This is a genomic window from Vibrio sp. A1-1 (assembly GCF_021728175.1).
GTDB lineage: Bacteria > Pseudomonadota > Gammaproteobacteria > Enterobacterales > Vibrionaceae > Vibrio > Vibrio diabolicus.
In genome coordinates this window covers 108,234-131,306 of sequence record NZ_JAKKCL010000013.1, presented here as the reverse complement: position 1 = coordinate 131,306, position 23,073 = coordinate 108,234, and the positions used below count along the sequence as shown (strand labels likewise).

Here is a 23,073-nt window from a genome sequence, read left to right as displayed (position 1 = left end):
GTTGTCCAATACCAAGCCTGTTGCGTCCAGAGTCCAAAAGGAGGAGAAAGCGTCTCACATCGTCACGCGGTGCTTTTGGGCCACTGGTATGTTTAGAGGACTGTTTAATTCTATATATGGTGTGTCATTTGTGTTTCGTGCCCAATATGTTGGGTTTTATTATAGGCGCATTGGTGGGTTTTTCGTCAAGGGAGGAATGGAGAATAATTGTACAGGTAATGTGCGATTGATCTCATATGTGAGCAAAAGTGGCTTCAATATTGAGAGGTTGTGGCAAAAAAGGTGGGCCTGGCGCTTTTCTTTGGTGGGGACTTTAGAATCATCGAGAGATCACCAGGAGGCCACCATTTGGGAGCTGAGATCGGTCGCCGTTGCACGTGATGAGAGTCAGCGAGGAGGGGAAGTGGTATGAGTAATAGTGGAAATAGGGGCCTGCCTACGTTGGATGGTGTGAACGACATCTTGTGAGCATTGCCTATATGGGTGTGGGCATCGTAACCGTTGTGACTCTTGTCTTTATGGTTTATTTCAACAAGGAAGAAAATATTTTTTTGCTAAGTCGATGCCGATGATTTTATGCATGAGTCATGGTCTTCTCCTTTTGCTGCAGGACCTGAACACTCCAAGCATGGCTTATGACCATGTGAAGTGGTAGGGGGAGACCATCTCATCACTTAACGCGTCTATGTGTCAGGAAGAAATGGAGGTCAATATGCCGGTAGATCTTAATGACTTGGAAATGGCAATGGAGTTTGTTTCTGGGGATTTGAGTTTTGGTGCTGAGGCGTATTTGAATACGCAGTCTGGGCAAATTCACTACATTGGTGATGGCGTAGATGAGGTTGTACCTGACGATATCGAGGACTCAGATCATTACCTTTGTATTCCGAGTAAGTGTGATTTAGGTTTAGGTCGAAGAACCGTTCTCGAATTTGTTTCCCGAGAGTTGCCAAGTGAATACGATTTGATATCTGATTACTTCAGCCGAAAAGGTGCTTTTGCTAAATTTAAGCATCGTTTAGAACAAATTGGCGCAACAGAGCAGTGGTATCAGTTTCAAAGTTTAGCCACAAAACAAGCTCTGAAAGATTGGTGTGAAGAAAATTCAGTTACATATGTCGCTTAACACATCAAATGCTTTAAGACGGATTCGCAACGCTCGGCGGTTTTGGCTTGATTTGGCTTTTGTGTTTACGGTGCAAAAATTAGGGTTTGTGGTAGCGTCGCTCACCACTTAAGCGGGCTATGACACAGTTTCACTGACGTCCGGAATTACGGATAATTTTCAGTTGTTGAAACCTGCATCTTCAAGTTGAACGGGTATAGAAGTAATCCAAATATCGTATCGCTGTGTATGCTTTAAGCAAGAAAAGGTTAACGGAAATCGGTCACAACAGACGAAGTTGATAGGTTTTAAGATGAACTACTTTGCAAAGGATCCCTTCTAGGTAACGTAAACCTGGAGGGTAAATGAAAAAACTAAAGCAACAGTACCGAAGCCGAGACAAGGAGTATGGGCATTATTTGTGGGATGTGTATCCTCGTGTACGTAGTGGGACTCATAAGCACTTTTCAACCAAGCAGGAAAAGAGTTACTTTTTCCTCCATGAAATCGAGTGTCGAGGGTACCCAATAAAACTGAGAGCAGCTAGAGGAAAAGCACTAGCCGACCCTTGGGATGATTATCCAGCATGCGTATATGACGTTGCGAAGTGCTGGAAGCATAATTCAAAAAGGCGTCACCAGTACTACAGATAAACATCATCGAGCCTCGCTAATGCGGGGCTTTTTTCTGTCCGTCGGCGTGTTCATTAGAGTCTGCTAGCTCGGATTTGCCTCAAAAGTTGTTAGCCTAATATTTATGCAGTACACACTTCTCTTGCCATAATTGGCCATTTTTTCTAATGATTGGATATGGTTATTATTTAATAAGGGTGTAGTTCTATATTTGTCGTGTGAGTCGGTGGCGATTCAAGCAGTAGAACATCGGATTCAAAGCTAGCGGAATCAACATTCCAGATTGACAGCTAGTAAAATCAACAATCCTTAATGCCTGAAGACCGCTTCATGGCTTTTTGGTTACTGTAAAAAAATTTACTGTAACTTTTTTTACAGTAACCCAATTTACACTAAATACCTCATGATCTATTCTATTGCTAATACGTGAAAGCAAAAGTAGAAAGCAATGAAAAAATTTTATAACCGTCAGAAGGAATTAAAAGCTCTACAAACTGTTTCTGAGCAGATAGTAGAAACAAAGGGGCAACTTAGCGTAATGGTTGGGAGAAGACGCGTAGGTAAAACCCGTCTTTTAAACGAAGCTTTTCACCAAGAAAATACCAAATTCCTTTACCTTTTCATAAGTCGAAAGAGTGAACGCTCCTTAGTAGCTGAATTCGCAGAAATCATCAATAGTGAGCTCGGTGTTAAGTTTTTCCAGCCCCAATCACTGCGAGATATCATTGAGTTCTTGTTGGATTATACAAAGCAAAAACCTCTGACAATCATCATTGACGAGTTTCAAGATATCGACATCGTCAACCCTGCTCTATTCTCCGATATTCAAAATTTATGGGATGCAAACAAGAGAGACTCGATGATGCACCTAGTGTGCTGTGGCTCCCTCTACAGCATGATGACGAAGATTTTCAAAGGCAAAGACGAACCTCTATTCAATCGTGATGATAGATTCTTTAAAATTCAACCTTTGCAACCCTCTTATCTTGCCGAGGTAATGAAAGATCACGATCAATTTGATGCTGAAAACATGCTTCGATGGTGGTGCCTATCTGGCGGGATACCAAAATACCTTGAGTGGTTAACCCGATTCTCTGCTGAGAACGATGACCTATTTGAGGGGGTAATCTCCGAATTTTCACCACTAATAAAAGAAGGAACTCATCGACTCGTTGAAGATTTTGGCTCAGAACATCGAGTTTACTTCGATATTCTTGGTGCGATATCAAAAGGCAATACAAGCCGTGCTCGAATTGAAAACTTCTTAGATATGAGTGTCGGTGTTCATCTGGAAAAGCTTGATGAAGTTTTTGATGTTATTACCAAAAAGCGCCCGATTAGCTCTAAAGAGAACTCACGAGATATTCGTTACTCCATTTCCGATCCGTTTCTAAACTTCTGGTTTCGATTCATCCATGCCAACAAAAGTGCTGTTGAGATGGAGAACTACGAATACATCCGAAGATATATTGAACGAGATTTCACCGTTTACTCTGGTCTGGAATTAGAGAGCCTGTTCGTCGCGATATTGGTTGAATCAAAGCAATTCGGAAAGATTGGTGGATACTGGGATGCAAAAGGTCACAATGAGATCGATATAGTGGCTATTAATGACTTAGATAAGAAAATACTCATTGCCGAAGTAAAGAGACAGCAAAAACGTTACAGTGAGGTCAAATTAATAGAGAAGTCCCACTGCCTTTTGAAAAAGTTAAATCTAAAAGGTTATGACGTTGAATATCGTGGATTTTCATTGGATAACTTAGTTGAAACAATGAAAGAGTATCAAGCGTAATCAACACCTATGTGCTTGCGAACTTTTTCGCTGTACTCTCGCGATGAACATAAGATCACAAAGGCATTACGATTGACGATTTCACCGACATTGTGATGTTATGAATCCCCAAAAGTGTAACTCTGCTCTTAGTAGGCTGATAAGTTACGGGGGATCTGATTCAGCCGGTTCCCCTTTTTTACTGCCAATAAAATCAATGCCTTAAGCCTAACTCATTACAAAAAACGTAGGGAGATGTAGATTTTATTATTAAAAACAGTGAGTTAAAAGATTAATTTATAAGGCGGCATTTCAACTTAACTTAAGGTTACATTCCTAGCGCGTATACATGAAGGATGTCAGCCTTGCTTTTTTAATCTGCTATTATGATAGCAAATTATACCATAAAACTCGTTAATTTGTCATTATAGTAATAATAACATCACCGTCACGGTGATGGTTTTTTACGTCATTCGTTTTAATGAAGCAATGATTATTATTACCTTATATTTGCTACAATAATAGCAATAAAACCATAATTGGTGCTATAATCGATATCATGGTAGCAACTTACGAGGCATGTATGTTATCTCTTTATACCGCTTATGATTTGCAAATGGATCTCAAAGAGTTTATCAAGTCCGCTCGGAAAAAAGATAAACTCAGTGTTCAGAAGATGGCCGATCTCTCTGGCGTGCCTTACGCAACGATCCGAAAGTTTGAGTCATCTGGCAACATCTCATTGCGTCAGTTCCTCATGCTGTATGAGACAGTCGGTGACTTGAAAAAAGTGAAAGAGCTGACAAAGTCGTCTGAGCCTGAATTTAAATCAATAGAGGATGTGCTTCGACGTGCTTAAATCAGCCCTAACCGTAAAACGAACGCTTAGCACAGGTGAAAAGGTACTTGTCGGCAAGCTCGTTGAAAATAGTAAGCAAAGCTTCTTTCAATTTGATGAGGCTTATTTAGGCGCTCACTCAACCTCTCTGGCTCCGTTCAATTTAAAGGCTGATACAAGCCTGCAAGTTGCGCCTAGAGAACCGCATTACGGCATTCATGGGGTTTTTGGAGATAGTCTCCCTGATGGTTGGGGTCTTTATCTCATGGATCGTGTATTTAGACAGAACGATCATAACCCAAAGGAAGTTACCGCCCTAGAGCGTTTGGCTTACCTAGGTGACAGATGTATGGGGGCGTTGAGTTATGAGCCTGAATTAGATTTACTTGATGAGCCTAAGGAGTCAATTGATATCATTACCCTTGGCCGAGCTGCGATTGAAGAGTTTGAAGGCACCGAGTCTGCTTTGCTCGAGTACTTGATGAATACTGGAGGATCGGGTGGTGCTAGGCCCAAGATGAACGTTACACGTTTATCGAATGGGCAATATTCAACATTAGATGACGCACTAGGAACAAAGCTTATCGTAAAGCTGACATCTGAAAAGTTTGACTTGAAGCACTCTGAATCATTAGTCGAATATTGCTACATGCAGATGGCCCGTAATGTCGGCATTGAGGTTCCTGACTTTGATTTAATTGATGCGGGTAATGGACGATTTTGGCTAGAGCAGGAACGATTTGATTGCACCGAGCAAGGCGGTCGAATCCATATGATTTCTGCGTGTGGGTTGTTAGATGCACCGTTTCGAGAGCCTTCTTTGGACTATGTGGATTTAGTTAAAGCTACGCGCATCATGTGTAGTGTCACTGAGTCTCAGAAGCTCATTAAGCGCTGCATATTTAATTACCTAACGGTTAATCAAGATGATCACAGTAAGAACTTCAGTTTCCTTGCCAGTGACGCCGATAACTGGACGCTATCGCCTTTCTACGACATTGTTTACAGCCCTAACCCTTACAAAGAGCATATGACGGCATTTGGTGGTAATGGCCGAACGCCAAAGAGCGCACTAGACCAGTTAGCTGCTCAGTCGGGGTTGTCTTCAAAGAAAGCGATTATGGTTATGGCTGAGGAAATATTTGAAACAACACGCTCGTTTAGTCATGAGGCCAAACATCTGGGCTTGTCACCTAATCTAATCAAGGAGATTGATAAGGATATGGTAGAAAAATTTAAGGCGCTGTAAGTGTAGGATAAATCAAATTCGCCATGGCTTTGTAGACGATAAGTGGATGTAAATGTCGCAGAAGCGATTGATGTGTCTGATGACGTCACTTACAACATTTTATTACACAATGCGGTTGTCTTCACTAATCCACAAGTGACGGCGACTGACAATGGTATTGTGGATGGATATACGGCGATCATTGAACCTGTAGCGCCATAACGTTTGAAGGCGATTATGAAATGGGGGGAGTGACAGACACGTCATACTGCCCGGCTTGTATCATTCAACTGTACGTAGCGTGGTACGATCCAGCCGCAGAAAATGGCGCGACTCCGGTCAATTTAGGCTTGTGGTCTGGTCAGACGCGGACAGTGGGTAGCCCAATTTCTACAAGGCAAGGCGCTCCTTCTGGGCATTTCACTTTTGAGTCTTTTGCACCGACAGAGGCGGGCATTTATTATGTGAGTGCGGGGCGCTCTCTACAACATGACTTTATTCCTACCGCTACGGGGTGGCTTGGAAATGACACAGAAACAGGCGAACTGGACTTTGCGTCCTTTATGATCACCATGACGAACGATTTTGATTCAGATGGTATTCTGAATGATCAAGACCAATGTCCCAATACGCCACTCGGCTCGGTCGTGAATGGTGATGGATGTGCGATTGAGCAATTGGTGCAATGTGATGATAAATGGAAAAATCATGGCCAATACGTGTCAACCGTGGCTCAGACCGCGAATAGTTTTGCCGCGGATGGTTTTATAACGGAACCAGAAAAGGGTGCCATTGTCGCCACAGCAGCTCAGTCAAGGTGTGGTAAAAAAAAGTAGGGTCATTCCCGTCACCGTCAAAACCCCAGCCGCCATGCTGGGGTTTTCTTGTGTTAGCGTGAGGAATGGAGGGAAGGGCAGACGGGCCGAGGTAGCAGAGGTTGGCTCGCCATGATCCCGCCGTGCTGCCCTACTGGCGTAAGCCAACGCGTCAAACCAGCCAAGCGATCTCGGCAGACGGGGCGCATGAGACAAGCGAATGCATTGGGTGGCGACAAGGTAATACTGTCTCAATGTGCGCGGCGAAGGCCGGTGAGTGTCTCATGGCGGGTAGCCGCTCTGGCCTGAGCGCCGCGCGAAGTAGCGGCCCAGTGATGACAGGGCTTCTGGCCCAATAGGCGGCACTCTTTTTATTTTAATTTAAGTTCCTGTTTCTATAGATTTTAATTTGATCGAAAACGTCTCATTTTCGTGATCCTTTCGATCAACTGTCTCAGGTGATTTTTTATACCATGCTATCTTGGCGATGGTTAAGTAGGGTTAAAAAGCCTTAGGGCATCGAAGGAAAAACGGTAGTATAATGAAGAGATAGAAGTCGTATGGAGAGAAGGTTTCATGAGCAAAGACTTGTCAGCCTATGGAGTGCCACAGGTAAAAAGACCGAAAGTAAAAGCGACCAAGCAGTTAGACTTGAGTGGGATGCAGGGGCGTCAAATTGTGCGTTCTGAAGCCAAGTTAGCGCTAAGAACGCATCGTAAGACATTCACGAAATTAGCGGATATGTGATGGATATCATCTGTTTTCCATTCGAGCGAGTGATTGAAATAAATTCGTTTATTTTAGCGACTGAGCCAGGTATGCAGGGAGAGGTGGATATACCAAAGCTGCAAGGTGCATTGGGTCGAATTGACAATGCGATCGCGTATGATGGTCTGGAAGATGTCTTTGATATTGCATCAAAGTATGCGGCAAGTATTGCCATCGCTCACGCCCTACCTGATGCAAATAAACGCACGGGGCTGATGGTCGCGCTTGAATACTTATCACTTAATGAGTTTGAAATTGTCATCGACAACGCCTTACTTGCTGATGCCGTCAGAGATCTTTTGCTTGGTGTATTAACCGAAGCGGATTTCGCGGATATTTTGTATGCACAATACGCGGCGGGGCTTGAGTGTTGAGTCAGAATTGATCCTGAGGAGATCGTTGATATTGAACTTCATCGCAGGAGCAAGGCAGATATTTTTTAGTTCACTCCCAATAACGGCACAATCGGTGCCCATCGCCTCTGAGCCCAGGCCATCCCTGATCTTAGCCTGAGCACGTGCCGACCTCATCGCATCGGTGGCAAGGTGAACCCAAAATAGGGGCTGACTTTGCGTTTTGGCAAACCGAACCCAAAATAAGGCCTGACTCTGCGGTCTGACAAACTGAACCCAAAAATAGGGCGGACTTTCACTCTCTAGAGGTATTCGTCTCTACCAAATTTCACTCTTTATTAGGGTTAACGTATACATTGTTGATATTTTGCTCGTATTTTTTGCTGGCGATCTGTGGCAAAACGTCGTGTGAGAACTCTATCCTCGGAAAAGGGGGCGATACGGGAACCGGACTTTGGCGCCAATATCCCTTGAAACATCAGCGTATGGGAACTGCACATTGCGCTCACTATCGATCGACGGTACAGGAAATGCGGGCTAATTAAGTTTGTCGTGACGAAGACTGTAGCAACAACTTGTCAAGATCCCCCTCTGTTTACCCAGGATGGTAATGAATATCGTCAGGGGGACAGTAAAGCGAACAGTGGCGATAACCTAAGGCTTTGATGTGATGGACGCACCTCCCTTCTAGCACCGTTGTATCAAACTAATGGTGCAACCAGTAAGAGCAGGAGTAATCATCATGTCTATTAAAGTTGTCGGTATCGATATAGCCAAAAACCTCTTTCAAGTATGCGTGTTGAGTTCTGATGGACAAATCTTGTCAAACCGAAAGGTAAAGCGTGACAAGCTTCTTGATACAGTCCGGCAATTACCAGAGAAAACGGCTATTGCGATGGAATCATGCGCAACTTCGCATCATTGGGGCAGAATATTTCAAGAGCTTGGACATAGCGTAGCTCTTATCCCAGCTCAGCATGTAAAGCCATTTGTTGGGCGGCAAAAGAACGATGCTAATGATGCGAGAGCAATTTACGAAGCATTTTCTAGGCCTGATATTCATTTTGTTCCTGTTAAGTCTGTTGAGCAACAAGACCTCAAGGCTATACGCAGTGTCCGTAAACGCTTGGTGGAGAACAGAACTGCCTTGTCGAACCAGATCGGAACGCTCCGCAATCGGGATGAAAATATCGGGTGACATTGCTTGATTAGGTTCTGATGGTGTCAACCGAGGAGAGCCTCACATGCGAGCTATCGCTCGGTTTTAACGTCGAACTCGGGGGAAACCAGCTTAAACTCATCACGACGCAAAGAGTAGCGAAGTTGTGATGAAAGTGTCCGTTGTTGCAGTGCTTGGTTGAGGGACGAGGTATAGAACTCATAACGGTTCCGTCTCGCTTTCTTCGCTTGCTACATCGCGGTATCGGCATTTTTAATAGAGCCTCTTTGTTGCCGCCGTAGTGCGGATAGATACTGATGCCAACGCTGGCCGTGAGAAATACATCTTCATCGCAGAGGGCAAGGCTTTGGCGAAACGTTCGAACTACTTTATTTGCAACGATGTGAACGTCGTCCGTGCATTAGAACCCGTGCTGCTCCCAACAAATTGAACCTTCAAGTCTTAAGCGGTGTTACGAAAAATGAGGTATTCACATACTTATTTAGCATCCTCAATGGAGATGGAGTGAGAAGAAAGTTCGTAATTTGTGATGAGGCGCCGAATTGAAATTCTAACTGATCTAGTAAAGATAGGTTAGCATGACATCGATATCACTTGAGTTTGCTCCATATCATCTGATCTAACGCACTCAGTTCACTGTGAGCGAACATCAAAGCCGCTCTCAGCATAAAATAATGTAGCAATATGTGTATTGGAAGAGCTATGTTTACTAGGCAAATATGTCTCTTTCGAGGCTATTTGTGTGGAAGTTTTTATATCAAGCTTGGTTGCTAGCTTTGGTTAGACAGCGCATTAATTAAAATGAAACTTGATGCAAATGTAAAGTTAATGAAAAATAAGTATTTTAAACTTCAGTAGTGGCATGACCAATGATAAAAATGATAACTGTGAGGGCTGTGGCATGTTCATTGCCTTTTTATGTGGGGATAGCAAAGGCAACTGAACAATTAGAGCGCTTCCCCTCCAATCAGAGCTTTACCGGCTTGACTTTTACACCTAATGCTCAAGTGAAAGAGTATGGCAACTTTGGTGTATCTTTTGCCCAAGGGCGCCCTTGGCTTGACGAGGTGCAAGGTTTAGATTCTATCAAAGTATCTTTCGGCCTCATTGAAGGGTTAGAGGCTCACGGTAGTATCGTTACTTATGATTATAACTCGAACTGTTTTAAAACAGGCTGTGGCGGTATTCGAGATTTATCACTATCACTGAAGTATCAGGTTCCCAATTTTTGGGGGAATGAGAACTTAGATTTTGCTTTAGGTATGCAAGATGTCGGTGGTGCTGCAACTAAGCTCATGACTAATTTTGCCGTCGCTGATTATACGTTTAATGCACTTCCCTTAAGGGTTTCTGCTGGTTTCGGTCAGTCAGAAGAGCGTTTGATGGGTGTTCTAGATGGCCCTTTTGGTGGCTTTGAATACCAACCTTTTGACTTTGTTCAACTAGTAGGAGAGTACGATTCAGTAGAATTCAACTCTTCTATAAAAGTGTTTACTCCCGATAATTTACTGCCTAATGATATAACTGCCTCATTAAGCTACCAGATTTATTCTGGTCATGAATCGGATGGTTCAAGCGTTTGGAGTGCTGCACTCTCGATGCCATTGATAACGGAATACTCTCGCTCTCGCGACTACGCGAAGAATAATATGACGTTAATGGATCGTTTAGTCGTTGAGCAAAACAAAGCGCAACAAGCGTCAATTTCCTCTTTGGTTAGTGCGTTAAAAAATGAAGGCTTCGTTAATGTTCAAGTGGGCGTATCAAATGACAAAGTTGTAGTCGCTTTAGAAAACCGTCGCTACAACCATAATCAAGTTGACGGACTAGGTGTCGCTCTGGGTATTGTTTCGAGCCATTTAGGTCAAAATGCGGCGCAAGATATAGGTGCTGCATCGGATCAATTTGAACTTGTGATGCTTGCCAACCAAAAACCAGTGGTCAGCGTTTTGTCTGACGCTAACTGTTACCAAAGTTTTGTCAATGGTAGCGCAGCTTGTGATGACATTCAGTTTATCACGCGCGATTTACCGGAAAGATTAGACATGGTTGATTGGAAAACGGAGCGAGTTAATTCAGGCACTTTAGATTCGCAGATCGTGCTTTCTCCTATGGTAAGGCATGGTTTTGCAACCGAGTACGGTGTGTATGATTACTCTTTTGCCATGTCTAGCAACTTATACACCTACCTATGGTCTGGCGCGGCAATTGATGTTCGTCATATTTTACCTTTAGCAGAAAGTGACGATTTTGAAGAAGGTGGGTATTTCGAAGACAGCGCGTACGAGAACGAGATTGAGCGTGCAATGGTGCATCAGTTCTTCCGTTTACCATATGTCGATATTGCTAACCAGGTCTCTCTAGGCTTGGTTAAGTCGGATTATATCGGTGCGCGCAGCGAATCAGCTTGGTTCTCTCAATCGGGCAACCATGAGTTGGGGCTAGAGATGAGCTACTTCCAACATCAAGACGAAAAAGACAAAAATGGTTATGCGAATCCAGACCGACAAACCTTTTTAACTCGTTATACATTCTCTATGCCGGAGTGGGATTGGCAGTTTAATGCAACTGCTGGCGAGTTTTGGAAGGGGGATGTCGGCGCAAAATTCACGACCTCACATTGGTTTGAAGATATAGAAGTATCAGCAAGTTATCAGGTGACAAAGTTTAATGATACAGACGAAGAGCAGTTTGTCACTGTGTCAGTAAAACTGCCATTAACGCCATGGCGCGATATGTCGCCGGGAGTGATACAAGTTCGTGGTAACGAGGCTTATGATTTCAACGTTACGACACGGGTTGGTAATGATGCTAACCATTTAGCGGCAGGCCTGGGTGATGAACTCGTAATGGATAATAGTATGCTTCGTCGCTACTTTAACCGAGGCCGTTATGGTCAAGAGTACTTTGAGCAGAACAAGCTGCGTATCCGCAACGCTTATTTGCGTTACTTGGGTACTCAATTGAATTAAGTTGTGTTGCTAGTTAGGCTTTGAGTTAATCACTGTACTCTACCGAGAGTGCAGGTGTTTTGATATGCTAGCGTCAGTTAAATAATAGGAAATAAAAATGAAAATTGCTGTAGCAGGCACGGGCTACGTCGGTTTGTCCAATGCCATGTTATTGTCACAAAACCATGAGGTTGTGGCGGTTGATATTATCCAAGAAAAAGTGGACTTGTTGAACGACAAGAAGTCTCCAATTGTTGATGCGGAAATCGAACATTTTCTTGCAAACAAAGAGCTCAACTTTGTCGCGACGCTAGATAAAGAGCTGGCTTACAAAGGCGCAGAGTTTGTTGTTATTGCCACACCAACGGATTATGACCCTCAAACGAACTACTTTAATACTTCTTCAGTTGAAGCAGTGATTAAAGATGTGATGGCAATTAATCCAGATGCGGTTATGGTGATTAAGTCGACTGTACCTGTGGGTTATACTGCGCGTATTAAAGAGGAGCTCGGTTGTCAGAATGTTATGTTCTCTCCAGAGTTTCTTCGTGAAGGTAAAGCTCTTTACGATAACCTACACCCGTCTCGCATTATCGTTGGTGAGCGTAGCGAACGTGCAGAGAAGTTCGCTAATCTTTTAGTTGAAGGTGCGGTAAAAGAAGACATCTCGGTTTTGTTTACTGACTCTACAGAAGCCGAAGCGGTTAAGTTGTTCTCAAACACATATCTTGCGATGCGCGTGGCTTACTTCAATGAACTGGATTCTTATGCTGAAGCACATAACCTTGATGCGCGCCAAATTATTGAAGGTGTAGGCTTAGACCCTCGTATTGGCAATCACTACAACAATCCGTCATTCGGTTATGGTGGTTACTGCTTACCAAAAGATACAAAGCAATTGTTAGCAAACTACCAAGAAGTTCCTAATAACATTATTGGTGCAATCGTTGATGCGAACCGCACTCGTAAAGATTTTGTCGCAGAGTCTATTCTCAAGCGAGAACCAAAAGTTGTGGGCATTTACCGCTTAATTATGAAGGCTGGCTCAGACAATTTCCGCGCTTCGTCTATTCAAGGCATTATGAAGCGTATTAAGGCAAAAGGTATCGAAGTCGTGGTGTATGAGCCAGTACTTAAGGAAGATGAGTTCTTCCACTCTGCCGTTATCCGCGATATTGAAGAGTTCAAACAAATGTCAGATGTCATTGTTTCTAACCGCATGGTTGAGGAACTTGCTGATGTGGCTGATAAAGTTTACACCCGTGACCTGTTTGGTAGCGATTAATTCGTCTTTATATTCAAAATAATATAACAGGCTCCCTCAGAGGAGCCTTTTTTTAGTTGGTAATGGTTTATGATTAAAAAATGTTTATTCCCTGCTGCGGGTTACGGTACACGTTTTCTTCCTGCAACTAAGTCGATGCCGAAAGAAATGATGCCAGTGGTGAACAAGCCATTGATTGAATACGGTGTTGAAGAAGCTATTGAAGCCGGTATGGACGGTATGTGCATCGTCACTGGTCGTGGTAAGCACTCGTTAATGGATCACTTTGATAAAAACTACGAGCTAGAGCATCAAATTAGCGGTACAAGTAAAGAAGCGCTGCTTGATGATATTCGTTCTTTGATTGATTCTGCGAGTTACACTTACATCCGTCAGCGTGAAATGAAAGGCTTAGGTCACGCTATTCTTACGGGACGTGAATTGGTCGGTGATGAACCGTTTGCTGTAGTGCTTGCGGATGACCTTTGTGTGAATGAGGACAAAGGCGTTCTAGCGCAAATGGTTGAGCTGTACAAACAGTTCCGCTGTTCAATCGTTGCGGTACAAGAAGTGCCGGAATCAGAAACGCATAAATACGGTGTGATTGCTGGCGAGATGATTAAAGATGATATCTTCCGCATTGATAACATGGTTGAAAAGCCAGAGCCAGGTACTGCACCTAGCAATCTAGCGATTATTGGTCGCTACATTCTGACCCCTGATATCTTTGAGCTGATTGAAAATACAGAGCCGGGCAAAGGTGGCGAGATTCAAATCACCGATGCGCTGATGCAACAAGCTCAATCTGGTTGTGTTTTGGCATACAAATTTAAAGGTCAGCGCTTTGATTGCGGTAGTGTAGAAGGCTACATTGAAGCAACAAATTACTGCTACGAGAACCTTTATAAGAAGGATTCCAGTGCGGAGCTCGCGAAAAAACCAACCGTGAAAATTGCTGAGCCAGCATAATTCAGAACTTCCTATCGGTGTACTCCGAGTGGATAACACGCAAACAAAAAGGGATGCATGATGCATCCCTTTGTTATTCTACTCTCAGGAAAAACGAGATTAAGCTTTTGCTTTAGCCGCTGCTTTAGCGATTGCTGCGAAGCTCTTAGCGTCTAGAGAAGCGCCGCCAACTAGAGCACCGTCGATGTCTGGTTGTGAGAAGTAAGCTTCAGCGTTTTCTGGTTTAACAGAACCACCGTATTGGATGATTACTTGTGCTGCAACTGCTTCGTCTTTCGCTGCGATTAGTGCGCGGATAGAAGCGTGGATGCGTTGTGCATCTTCAGCTGTTGCTGCTTTACCAGTACCGATAGCCCAGATTGGTTCGTAAGCGATGATTGCGCCGTTTAGAGCTTCAACACCGTAAGTGTCGATAACTGCGTTGATTTGACGTGCACATACAGCTTCAGTTTCGCCAGCTTCGTTTTGCGCTTCAGATTCACCGATACAGAAAACAGGTGTTAGGCCGTTTTCTTTTAGGAAGTTGAATTTCTTAGCGATAAACTCGTCAGATTCGTTGTGGTATTCACGACGCTCTGAGTGACCGATGATGATGTGAGTAGCACCGAAATCTTTCAGCATTTCTGGAGACATATCGCCAGTGAACGCACCGCTGTTGTTTAGATCAGTGTTTTGAGCACCTAGGATGATCTTGTTACCGCCTTCAGCGATTACGCGCTCTGCTAGGTCGATGTAAAGTGCTGGTGGAGCGACTGCTACGTCAACACCTTCAACGCCTTCAAGCTCAGCGTTAAGACCAGTTAGCAGCTCAGTTACCATTGCTTTGCTGCCGTTTAGTTTCCAGTTACCCATCACTACAGGACGACGCATAGGAATATCTCCCTTATCTTTAATGTAAATAGTCAATTAATGTAAAAAATCTACGTAGGAATATAACAGAATAATGTGAACAGATCATGATTGGCGTCATGTCTTGTCCGGCTTTCTTTACTGATTCGACCAAGCAGCGATCCTGTTCTTTTTGTCAAAAGCAATCGATTGGTGATCACGTAGACAGAATGATAGTTCATTCCTCGGAAATTGCTGCTGAGATTGGTATTACTACGCGCTGGAATTAATTGTTGTAGAAAGGAATCAAAATGCCAAATCTCGTTTTAGAGTATTCAAACTCGGTGGAAGAACGCGTCAATGTTCAGGGATTGCTGGAGGATTTACATAAAACGGCGTTAGAGAGTGGTCTTTTTGAACTCGCGTCAGTGAAATCTAGAACGCTCCGGTGCCACAATTGGTTAATTGGGGAAGAGGGCGATAGCCTCGACTTTATCCATATCAACTTTGATTTGTTATCTGGCCGTTCCCAAGAGCAGAAGCGAGAACTGTCACGAGCCTTGATGGCGACTCTTCAAGAGCAAGCCAGTCACGTGCACAGCTTAACGGTCAACATCCGAGACATGGATGTAGACAGTTTCCAGAAGGTAGTGAATTAGGTTGAACAGAGTTTCTTGAGAATAACGAGTAGGGTTACGCATCGTGAGGTACAAGGAAACTGAAAGCTAATAGGCCTTATCGAGTGTTTGTCGTTGCTTCAGCTTAGCCTCGCTCTGCTTGTTGTAACGCCGCTGTTGGCGCTTACACTGCAGGTGTACTTTCCAAACCATATCGACTCGGCTAATCTATAACCTTTCTATTTTGGGGTAAAATTTGATGTCGACTAAAGAGTTACTGTTTTCTTTTCAAGGACGTATAAACCGTAAAACCTACTGGATTTGGAACGTCATTTACTATGTCTCTATTCTAGGTTTTGGTGCTGGAATCAGTAAGCTATTTCCTACTTTCTCCTATTTACTTCTCCCTATTTTCTTGGTGATTTTGTTAATCCCTGATTTGGCGATCACCACCAAGCGTTGGCATGACCGCAACAAATCAATCTATTGGCTAGCACTGAATATTCCGCTGATTATCGGACGAATCGCTACGCCAATGACTAGCCCTGTTGCACAAGAGCCGTCGACACCGCAAATGTTCGTTGCATCCATTTCTCTGATTTGTGGTTTATGGATTCTAGTTGAATGTGGCTTATTAAAAGGAACATCAGGACCAAACCAATATGGCCCTGAGCCGGAGTAATCGCTTTAAGTAACGTGCTCGCTGAAAGTAGATTCTGAGTCTCGCTAAGGCTCGCTAGAATGACTAACTCCTTTGCTCTAGAGCTTGTTATAGTGACGGTCATTCTGAACAACGAGGTACGAGTGTGATTCAGAATCTACGCACAGAGCGGTCCGAGTTTGGACTGAGCGAGTGAATTACAATGGAAAAGTAACAGCGAATCATGAAGGAGAATGAATCATCGATAGGACACCTTGCGTTTATATCGTGACTTCTCACCGCCTTATCAGGCGATGCTTCTTATTTCGTTAGCCGTTGCTCGATAGTATCGAGACTTACGCAGCTTCCATAAGCAGAAACGACCGTCCAGCCGCCTTTAATTCTAGAATGCCTTTATCACGAATATTGAGGGCGGCATTTAAGTCGCGATCAATATCCGTTGTACCGCAAGATGGGCAATCCCATTTGCGAACCGATAAGGGCATGTCTTCCATTTTATGACCGCAACAGTGGCATGTCTTAGAACTGGCGTACCACTGGTCTAGCTTTACTAGGTGCTTACCTTGCTCTTTCAGTTTGTATTCCAGTTTCGCAACAAAGCTATGCCATGAGGCATCAGCGATATGTTTCGCTAGTTTGCGGCTTTTCATCATATTTGCTGATTTCAATGTCTCAACTATCACCGCTTGGTTTTCGTCAACGAGAGTTCGAGAGAGTTTGTGTTGAAAATCAGCGCGAGCATTCGCTACCTTTTCATGGCATTTAGCTACAAGTATTCGAGCTTTTGCGCGATTAGCACTGCCTTTTGCTTTTCTGGATAGCTGACGCTGCTTACGTCTGAGATTCTTCTCTGCGCGTTTTACAAATCTTGGGTTAGCTGTCTTTCTGCCGTTTGACTCAATCGCAAAATGAGACAATCCCAGATCGACACCTGTCACTGTTCTTACCGTGTGGAGTGGTGTTAAGGCTTCTACTCCATCATCCGCAAGGATTGATGCGTAGAACTTGCCTGTCTTGCTCAGGCTCACTGTGATGCTTTTAACCACACCTTCAATCTCACGGTGAACATTCGCCTCGATAGGTTTCATTTTGGGAAGCTTAATTGATCCATCAAGTACCTTTACACCCACACAGTGATAGCTCGACTGCTTGCCATGTCTACGTTTGAATTGTGGATACTTGGCTTTCAACTTCGGATTAAAGAAGTTATCGAAGGCTTGGTGAAGATTGATCACTGATTGCTGTAAGGCGATTGAATCATATTCCTTCAACCATTGATATTTGCGGGATTTCTTGGCAACGGCAAGCAGTGGTTTTATATCCTTTTTTGGATTCAGTGTGACACCATGCTTGCGGTACATGTGCGATTTTAAATGCAGAGCTTTGTTATACGCAAAACGCACGGCGCCAAACTGAGCGATTAAAAACTCAGCTTGTTCTTGCGTTGGGTAAATGCGTATTTTTGTTGCTCTTAACATTTCAGTGCTCACATGTATAATTTATTTATATTATTGTCTTATGCGGATATTGTAAAGTGAGTGCGCACAACAAAGAGTTACTTCAAGACTACCTCAGAAAAAGGCACAGCGTGAGCAAATTGGTTGTTCATCTGGTATTTACAACGAAGTACAGACGCAAGTTGTTTACTGGAGTTATGATTGAACAGTTAAGGGAAGCTTTTGAGTCAGCGTGTGTAAAACTCGAATGTGAATTGATAGAAATGGATGGTGAACAGGATCATGTTCATTTACTGATCTCATACCCTCCAAAACTTTCAATCAGCGTAATGGTTAACAACTTAAAAGCAGTTTCATCTCGTATGCTACGACTACAAAACACACACCTTACAAGGCAGAGTAAAACCTCCGCCCTATGGTCTCGTTCATACTTTGCTTGTACTGCTGGCGGTGCGACTATTGAAACATTAAAAGCTTATGTGGAAAGTCAGTCCACCCCAGATTAAGACGCTATCGCGTCTTACGCCTTATATCCCCGCCCTCATCGGGCGAGGGTTTACGGCGAAATTGCTAAGAAATACAACGTTCATAAGCTCGTTTACTTTGAGTTATTCGAAGATATGGCAACTGCCATAACCCGAGAAAAGCAGCTCAAGCAGTGGAAGCGTGAGTGGAAGTTAGACCTGGTAAGAGAAACGAACCCTAACTTTCTCGATCTATCTACAGAGTATCAGTAAAAATCATCCCTACCTTTAAATGCCTCTAAGCTAACCACATCCGCTTTTTGAGTCGGTGCCGTTTCCCCTTGTAGCGCCGCTCTGAACTTCACGACCTGTTTTTGTAATTCGTTCATCAATACCACATTGGTGTGGTGAGGGTTTTTACACGCACTGATGACCCTATCGATGTGGCTTTGCTGAGCCCACAGTCTTTCTTGCATGTTTTCTGATGCACTTTCGATCATCTCTTTTGCCATTTCATGACGAAATTGCTCAAAAGCTTCTGGGTCTCGCTCAGCCATTCGAACCATTTCATCGAATGGCGGAAGCGTTTGAGAAGGGGAGTGACGTAGAGTAGACATCGATGCTCTCCAAATCCTTATGGAAATTGCCTTTAGTTACTAAAAGCCTATACCACTAGAAAGAGGTGAGAGGATGAATTCTTCAGCCGTCTCACTTATAAGAGAAGCTTTCAGGCGTTAGATTGAATAAGTGCGGCATGTCGATGTTTGGTTGTGGTGGTTACTGCAGTTGTTGGATGCGGTAAACGCAGCGTCTTTGGCCACTAATGATGTGTTCGGTACGCTCTACTTTGGTGTCACGTCCAAGTAAAGACTGAAAGACACTTAATTCTGATTGGCACAAGCTTGGGCAGCGAGTTGCGGCTTTACAAATCGGACAGTGATTTTCGATCAAGATAAATCCGTTCTCATCTTGCTCAAGCTCGGTCATATAGCCTTCTTGTTCTCTGAGTGTCACAAGAGTTTCTAGTTTGCTTTGCAGAGAGTTGCATTGCTCAAGGTGCTGACGATAACTTTGTAACGTGAGTTTTTCTCTTTCCGATGTGACTTTGTCCAGTCCATCTTTGCCAAAAATGTGTTCGACAGCTTCTATAAATTGAATGGTCAACTCACCGTGACGGTCAGCAAATTGCTCATGACCTTTTTGAGTGAGAGACCAATGACGAGCAGGGCGACCTACTTTGACTTTGACGTCATGAATAGACAGGATGCCATCATCTTCTAAACTCTGCAGGTGCTGACGCGCCCCCATGGTTGTCATACCTAGCTCAGAAGAGAGTTGTTTTGCAGTGACGGAACCATCACGCTTAACGATTTGCAATATCCTATCTACGGTCTTCATATACCCACCATTTATACGTCAGTACATATTATGCGCGACAGGGTTAGTAAAGAAAAGTGTTGACTTAGTTTGAGTGGGGATCTGTTGGGTCTATGTTCATGCGAACCAATATATATCGCCACTCTGAACAGCGAGAAACGAGTGTGCTTCAGAATCTATCGTTCGGTTGTGCAATGGTTATGGTTATGGTGAGAGGGAGAGAATAGGAGTTTGCTGTTATTAGATTCTTAGTCTCGCTGGAGCTCGCTAGAATGACGAGTTCTTTTGATTTAGAGCTTATTAAAGTCACCGTCATTCTAAACAACGAGGAACGAGTGTGATTCAGAATCTATCGTCCGGCTGTGTAGGAGTTATGGTGAGAGGGAGAGAATAGGAGTTTGCTTGTTACTGGATTTTTTAGTCTCGCTGGAGCTCGCGAGAGTGACGAACTCTTTTGATTTAGCGCTTGCTGTGGTAACCGTCATTCTGAACAGCGAGGAACGAGTGTGAGAAAGAAAGGCTCCAACTCAGATTGGCTAGAGCCTCGAGAAATGCTTAAAGAATAATATCACGCACTTCTGGATCTTTACGATCTAGGTAGTGAGTCGACTTAATGCGACGAATAGTACGGCATCGACCACGCACGAGCAGCGTTTCTGTGGTTGCGATATTGCCTTGGCGAGAGATGCCTTCCAGCAAGTCACCTTTAGTGATGCCTGTAGCTGAAAATACCACATTGTCGCTACGAGCCATGTCTTCCATTTTGAGGACAACATTCGCTTTTACGCCCATTTCATCGCAGCGTTTTAGTTCGTCTGCGCCGTAAATGCGGTTTTCTTCAGTATCGCCTTTTACTTCGTGACGCGGAAGTAGACGACCGTGCATGTCACCGTCTAGCGCTCGAATCACCGCGGCTGATACGACCCCTTCTGGCGCGCCGCCAATACAGTACATCATGTCCACTTCACTGTCTGGCATACAAGTCAGAATAGAGGCAGCCACGTCACCATCAGGCACCGCAAAGACACGTACGCCCATTGCTTGCATTTCTGCAATAACGTCATCGTGGCGAGGTTTCGCAAGGGTAATAGCGACTAAGGTATCAAGTGGTTTGTTCAGGGCTTTTGCTACGTTCTCTAGGTTCTCTTTTAACGGCTTTTCTAAATCAATTGCGCCTTTTGCACCAGGGCCAACAACCAGTTTTTCCATGTACATATCTGGCGCTTTAAGAAAGCTGCCTTTCTCACCTGCGGCAAGTACGGCTAGTGCGTTGGATTGCCCCATTGCGGTCATGCGAGTCCCTTCAATCGGGTCGACTGCAATATCCACTTCATCACCACCAATACCCACTTGCTCACCAATGTATAGCATTGGCGCATCATCGATTTCACCCTCACCAATGACAATTTCACCACTGATATCTGTTTTGTTCAGTAGGATGCGCATAACTTCAACAGCTGCGCCATCGGCTGCATTTTTATCGCCACGGCCAAGCCATTTGTAACCAGCCAAAGCTGCACCTTCAGTCACACGGGAAAATGCCATTGCTAAATCGCGTTTCATGATGTCTCCAAGTAAGCAAGAGGGAAGAAGAATTTGCGCGGCGATTCTATCACAACGTAGGGTAAACGTTTGCCTTTTTGCGGAGCTTTTACTTTATCTAACTTGAATTTGATCAATACTTAGGGCGATTTTCAGCGTGGCGGGAGGCAAAATTCTTGCTCAAAAATGCTTCGGCGATAAGAAAAGTCAGCGTTTAGTGAGATTGCGCCGATTTTTTGACCGAATGATGCGAAATATCGAATATAGTGAGTGTTTCTCATCGCGACGCTGAGTAGAATGAACCTTATATAGGTTAGGTGTGCATCAATCTCGCACATCGTCCCAACGGAATAACATAGGTAGGCCAAGATGTCTTTTGAAGTACTAGAACAACTAGAATCTAAAATTCAAACTGCAGTTGACACAATCACTCTTCTTCAGATGGAAGTCGAAGAGCTGAAAGAAGATAAAGCAAAACTTGCGGAAGAAGCGAACGAGCTTCGCTCTCAACGTGAAGAGCTAGAGCAAAAAGCACAGCAAGCACAACAAGAGCACGCGCAATGGCAAGAGCGCATTCGTGCACTACTTGGCAAAATGGACGAAGTGGAATAATTCGGCTTCTTCATTCCAAATTAAAAACACCCGCGTTAAGCGGGTGTTTGTGTTTTGGGCAAGTTGAAAATCGTTAGGACAAGCTCGATTCTGATAGCCAAGAGAAGGTCCTATAACTTAGGTACCTAAGACTCGTTATTCTTCTTCATCCAACTCTAAATCAATATTCAATGGCTCAGGCGACAGGATGATCCCAGTGCTATCAGCATAAATATAATCTTCAGGTAAGAAGCTGACGCCGCCAAAGTTGACTGGTACATCTAATTCGCCGATACCCTGGCTGGTCGCTCCAACAGGAATAGAAGCGAGGGCTTGAATGCCTAAGTTCATATCTTCAAGTTCATCTACTTCACGAACACAGCCGTAAACGACAATGCCTTCCCACTCGTTTTCTTCCGCAATAGTTGCGATTTCTGCATCGATAAGGGCTTTACGTAGGGAACCGCCACCGTCAATTAACAAAACGCGACCAAGTCCATCTTGCTCTAATGTCTCGCGGATCAACGAATTATCTTCAAAACACTTGATGGTGGTAATTTGCCCGGCAAATGAAGCGCGACCGCCAAAATTACTGAACATTGGTTCAACCACATCTACCTGATCGAGGTAGATATCACAGAGTGCTGAGGTATTGTATTCCATAGCGTACCTTTCTAAACAGAAATTGGTTGTCTTTGAGTATATCTAGGCATTAAGTCAATGCAATGACAATCCTTTTTTAACTTACTAGAGTTTGAGCTACCACAATTGTTGCAAACAAAACGTTGGTGACTAAAGAGCATCTCACGATGACTGGCATCATTGGTGCTATCTGAGCGGGCTTTTGTGTATGCCAAACCGCTTTACCATGATCGGCCACGAAATAAATACTAAGTAAAAATGGCAAGCTAATCCAAACGGGTTTGTCTTGAATTAACAAGTAAGCCGCAAAGGCAAGAATAGCACCGCCAAGTAAAACAAAGTGGTACTGCTTGGCTTTGCGTTGACCCAAACGCACTGCGACCGTGCGTTTACCACACTCTCGGTCGTTCTCGATATCACGCATATTGTTGATGTTGAGTACTGCAACGGCGAGTAAACCGCAGCCTAGAGCAGGTAAGAATAGCGTGGTATCTACGTGACCAGTATGCAAGAAATAGGTACCGGAGACGCCGAGTAAACCAAAAAACAAGAAAACTGAAATATCGCCAAGCCCCACGTAACCGTATGGTTTGCTACCCATGGTGTAAGCAATCGCCGCGAGGATGGCTAAAATTCCCAGCCCGATAAACGTCACAATGCTTTCTAGTGAGCTTAGTGAATAGAAAACTAACACTAAGCCAGAAATGGCGGTCAGAACGATGTTAAAGATAATCGCCTGTTTCATCTGTTTCGCACTTACCGCGCCAGACTGCATCGCTCGTAATGGGCCAAGGCGTTTGTCGTTATCTGTACCTTGAACGGCATCGCCATAGTCGTTTGCCAGGTTGGACAGAATTTGCAGCAATGTCGCGGTTACGAAAGCCATGATGGCAATCGTCAGTGAGAAATGACCCGCCGAGTAGGCGAGTACGCTACCTGTTAAGATAGAGACCAATGCCAGAGGTAATGTTTTTGGACGAGCGGCTTCAAGCCAGATCTGTAAAGATTGTTTCATGG

General features: G+C 44.0%; 25 protein-coding genes and 1 pseudogene. 19 read left to right on the top strand and 7 right to left on the bottom strand.

Annotated features, from left to right (window positions below; genetic code table 11):
- The first annotated feature begins 712 nt into the window (after positions 1-712).
- From L3V30_RS17900 to galU, 14 genes and pseudogenes are all read left to right on the top strand, one after another.
- On the top strand, positions 713-1,126 hold the full coding sequence (locus L3V30_RS17900) for a UPF0158 family protein (protein ID WP_005397605.1): 414 nt from the start codon (positions 713-715) through the stop codon (positions 1,124-1,126).
- A 344-nt stretch (positions 1,127-1,470) separates the two neighbouring features.
- On the top strand, positions 1,471-1,758 hold the full coding sequence (locus L3V30_RS17895) for a hypothetical protein (RefSeq protein WP_031780640.1): 288 nt from the start codon (positions 1,471-1,473) through the stop codon (positions 1,756-1,758).
- A 427-nt stretch (positions 1,759-2,185) separates the two neighbouring features.
- Positions 2,186-3,532: an ATP-binding protein gene (locus L3V30_RS17890; protein ID WP_005397606.1), complete on the top strand. Its 1,347-nt coding sequence runs from the start codon at positions 2,186-2,188 to the stop codon at positions 3,530-3,532.
- Positions 3,533-4,094: 562 nt separating this feature from the next.
- Positions 4,095-4,370, top strand: a complete 276-nt coding sequence (locus tag L3V30_RS17885) for a helix-turn-helix transcriptional regulator (protein WP_065274105.1) — start codon at positions 4,095-4,097, stop codon at positions 4,368-4,370.
- Positions 4,363-5,598, top strand: coding sequence for a type II toxin-antitoxin system HipA family toxin (locus L3V30_RS17880; RefSeq protein WP_237309405.1), 1,236 nt, complete (start codon positions 4,363-4,365; stop codon positions 5,596-5,598). The genes L3V30_RS17885 and L3V30_RS17880 overlap by 8 nt, the downstream gene beginning before the upstream one ends.
- A gap of 42 nt (positions 5,599-5,640) precedes the next feature.
- Positions 5,641-5,799, top strand: a complete 159-nt coding sequence (locus L3V30_RS17875) for a hypothetical protein (RefSeq protein ID WP_213896859.1) — start codon at positions 5,641-5,643, stop codon at positions 5,797-5,799.
- 20 nt (positions 5,800-5,819) lie between these two features.
- Complete coding sequence (locus tag L3V30_RS17870) at positions 5,820-6,413, top strand: thrombospondin type 3 repeat-containing protein (protein WP_213896860.1); 594 nt, start codon at positions 5,820-5,822, stop codon at positions 6,411-6,413.
- Positions 6,414-6,535: 122 nt separating this feature from the next.
- Positions 6,536-6,751: a hypothetical protein gene (locus L3V30_RS17865; RefSeq protein WP_213896861.1), complete on the top strand. Its 216-nt coding sequence runs from the start codon at positions 6,536-6,538 to the stop codon at positions 6,749-6,751.
- Between the two features lie 217 nt (positions 6,752-6,968).
- Entirely contained in the window at positions 6,969-7,139 is a 171-nt protein-coding gene (locus L3V30_RS17860) for a hypothetical protein (RefSeq protein ID WP_005397970.1), read from the top strand.
- Positions 7,139-7,534, top strand: coding sequence for a Fic family protein (locus L3V30_RS17855; protein WP_213916540.1), 396 nt, complete (start codon positions 7,139-7,141; stop codon positions 7,532-7,534). The genes L3V30_RS17860 and L3V30_RS17855 overlap by 1 nt, the downstream gene beginning before the upstream one ends.
- 721 nt (positions 7,535-8,255) lie before the next feature.
- Positions 8,256-8,675, top strand: a pseudogene (locus L3V30_RS17850) (IS110 family transposase); the annotation flags it as partial.
- A gap of 887 nt (positions 8,676-9,562) precedes the next feature.
- The gene (locus L3V30_RS17845) at positions 9,563-11,665 is read left to right on the top strand and encodes a YjbH domain-containing protein (protein ID WP_031780673.1); all 2,103 of its coding nucleotides are present in this window, start codon (positions 9,563-9,565) and stop codon (positions 11,663-11,665) included.
- A 97-nt stretch (positions 11,666-11,762) separates the two neighbouring features.
- Positions 11,763-12,929, top strand: coding sequence for a nucleotide sugar dehydrogenase (locus tag L3V30_RS17840; protein ID WP_005397963.1), 1,167 nt, complete (start codon positions 11,763-11,765; stop codon positions 12,927-12,929).
- 69 nt (positions 12,930-12,998) lie between these two features.
- A complete protein-coding gene (gene galU, locus L3V30_RS17835) occupies positions 12,999-13,877 on the top strand; it encodes a UTP--glucose-1-phosphate uridylyltransferase GalU (protein ID WP_005397961.1) in 879 nt (292 codons plus the stop codon).
- A 99-nt stretch (positions 13,878-13,976) separates the two neighbouring features.
- Here galU and tpiA read toward each other — a convergent pair whose 3' ends face one another.
- The gene (tpiA, locus tag L3V30_RS17830; protein WP_005384863.1) at positions 13,977-14,747 is read right to left on the bottom strand and encodes a triose-phosphate isomerase; all 771 of its coding nucleotides are present in this window, start codon (positions 14,745-14,747) and stop codon (positions 13,977-13,979) included.
- 269 nt (positions 14,748-15,016) lie between these two features.
- On the opposite strand from tpiA, the gene L3V30_RS17825 reads away from it, so the two are divergent.
- Together L3V30_RS17825 and L3V30_RS17820 are read left to right on the top strand one after the other, a co-directional pair.
- Entirely contained in the window at positions 15,017-15,364 is a 348-nt protein-coding gene (locus tag L3V30_RS17825; RefSeq protein ID WP_005397960.1) for a 5-carboxymethyl-2-hydroxymuconate Delta-isomerase, read from the top strand.
- Positions 15,365-15,581: 217 nt separating this feature from the next.
- Positions 15,582-16,004, top strand: a complete 423-nt coding sequence (locus L3V30_RS17820) for a DUF805 domain-containing protein (RefSeq protein WP_005397959.1) — start codon at positions 15,582-15,584, stop codon at positions 16,002-16,004.
- Positions 16,005-16,318: 314 nt separating this feature from the next.
- On the opposite strand, the gene L3V30_RS17815 is transcribed toward L3V30_RS17820, so the two are convergent.
- Positions 16,319-17,461, bottom strand: a complete 1,143-nt coding sequence (locus L3V30_RS17815) for an RNA-guided endonuclease TnpB family protein (RefSeq protein ID WP_065274108.1) — start codon at positions 17,459-17,461, stop codon at positions 16,319-16,321.
- 56 nt (positions 17,462-17,517) lie between these two features.
- Between L3V30_RS17815 and tnpA the strand changes: the two genes are divergently transcribed.
- Both tnpA and L3V30_RS24025 read left to right on the top strand, forming a co-directional pair.
- Positions 17,518-17,946, top strand: coding sequence for an IS200/IS605 family transposase (gene tnpA, locus L3V30_RS17810; protein WP_065274109.1), 429 nt, complete (start codon positions 17,518-17,520; stop codon positions 17,944-17,946).
- Positions 17,947-17,952: 6 nt separating this feature from the next.
- On the top strand, positions 17,953-18,177 hold the full coding sequence (locus L3V30_RS24025; protein WP_336623940.1) for a GIY-YIG nuclease family protein: 225 nt from the start codon (positions 17,953-17,955) through the stop codon (positions 18,175-18,177).
- On the opposite strand, the gene L3V30_RS17805 is transcribed toward L3V30_RS24025, so the two are convergent.
- The 3 genes from L3V30_RS17805 to glpX all read right to left on the bottom strand — a co-directional run bounded on the left by L3V30_RS17805 (position 18,171) and on the right by glpX (position 20,844).
- Positions 18,171-18,521, bottom strand: coding sequence for a DUF3135 domain-containing protein (locus L3V30_RS17805; RefSeq protein ID WP_065274110.1), 351 nt, complete (start codon positions 18,519-18,521; stop codon positions 18,171-18,173). The genes L3V30_RS24025 and L3V30_RS17805 overlap by 7 nt on opposite strands.
- Positions 18,522-18,681: 160 nt before the next feature.
- A complete protein-coding gene (locus L3V30_RS17800; RefSeq protein ID WP_065274111.1) occupies positions 18,682-19,302 on the bottom strand; it encodes a metalloregulator ArsR/SmtB family transcription factor in 621 nt (206 codons plus the stop codon).
- Positions 19,303-19,836: 534 nt separating this feature from the next.
- A complete protein-coding gene (gene glpX, locus L3V30_RS17795; protein WP_237309404.1) occupies positions 19,837-20,844 on the bottom strand; it encodes a class II fructose-bisphosphatase in 1,008 nt (335 codons plus the stop codon).
- 348 nt (positions 20,845-21,192) lie between these two features.
- Here glpX and zapB point away from each other — a divergent pair, with 348 nt between their 5' ends.
- Positions 21,193-21,435 (top strand): cell division protein ZapB, encoded by a 243-nt coding sequence (gene zapB, locus L3V30_RS17790; RefSeq protein ID WP_005379536.1) that lies wholly within the window; start codon positions 21,193-21,195, stop codon positions 21,433-21,435.
- 135 nt (positions 21,436-21,570) lie between these two features.
- Here zapB and rraA read toward each other — a convergent pair whose 3' ends face one another.
- Together rraA and L3V30_RS17780 are read right to left on the bottom strand one after the other, a co-directional pair.
- Positions 21,571-22,077, bottom strand: a complete 507-nt coding sequence (gene rraA, locus L3V30_RS17785) for a ribonuclease E activity regulator RraA (protein ID WP_005397954.1) — start codon at positions 22,075-22,077, stop codon at positions 21,571-21,573.
- 76 nt (positions 22,078-22,153) lie between these two features.
- Positions 22,154-23,071 (bottom strand): 1,4-dihydroxy-2-naphthoate polyprenyltransferase, encoded by a 918-nt coding sequence (locus L3V30_RS17780; protein ID WP_237309403.1) that lies wholly within the window; start codon positions 23,069-23,071, stop codon positions 22,154-22,156.
- Positions 23,072-23,073: the final 2 nt, after the last annotated feature.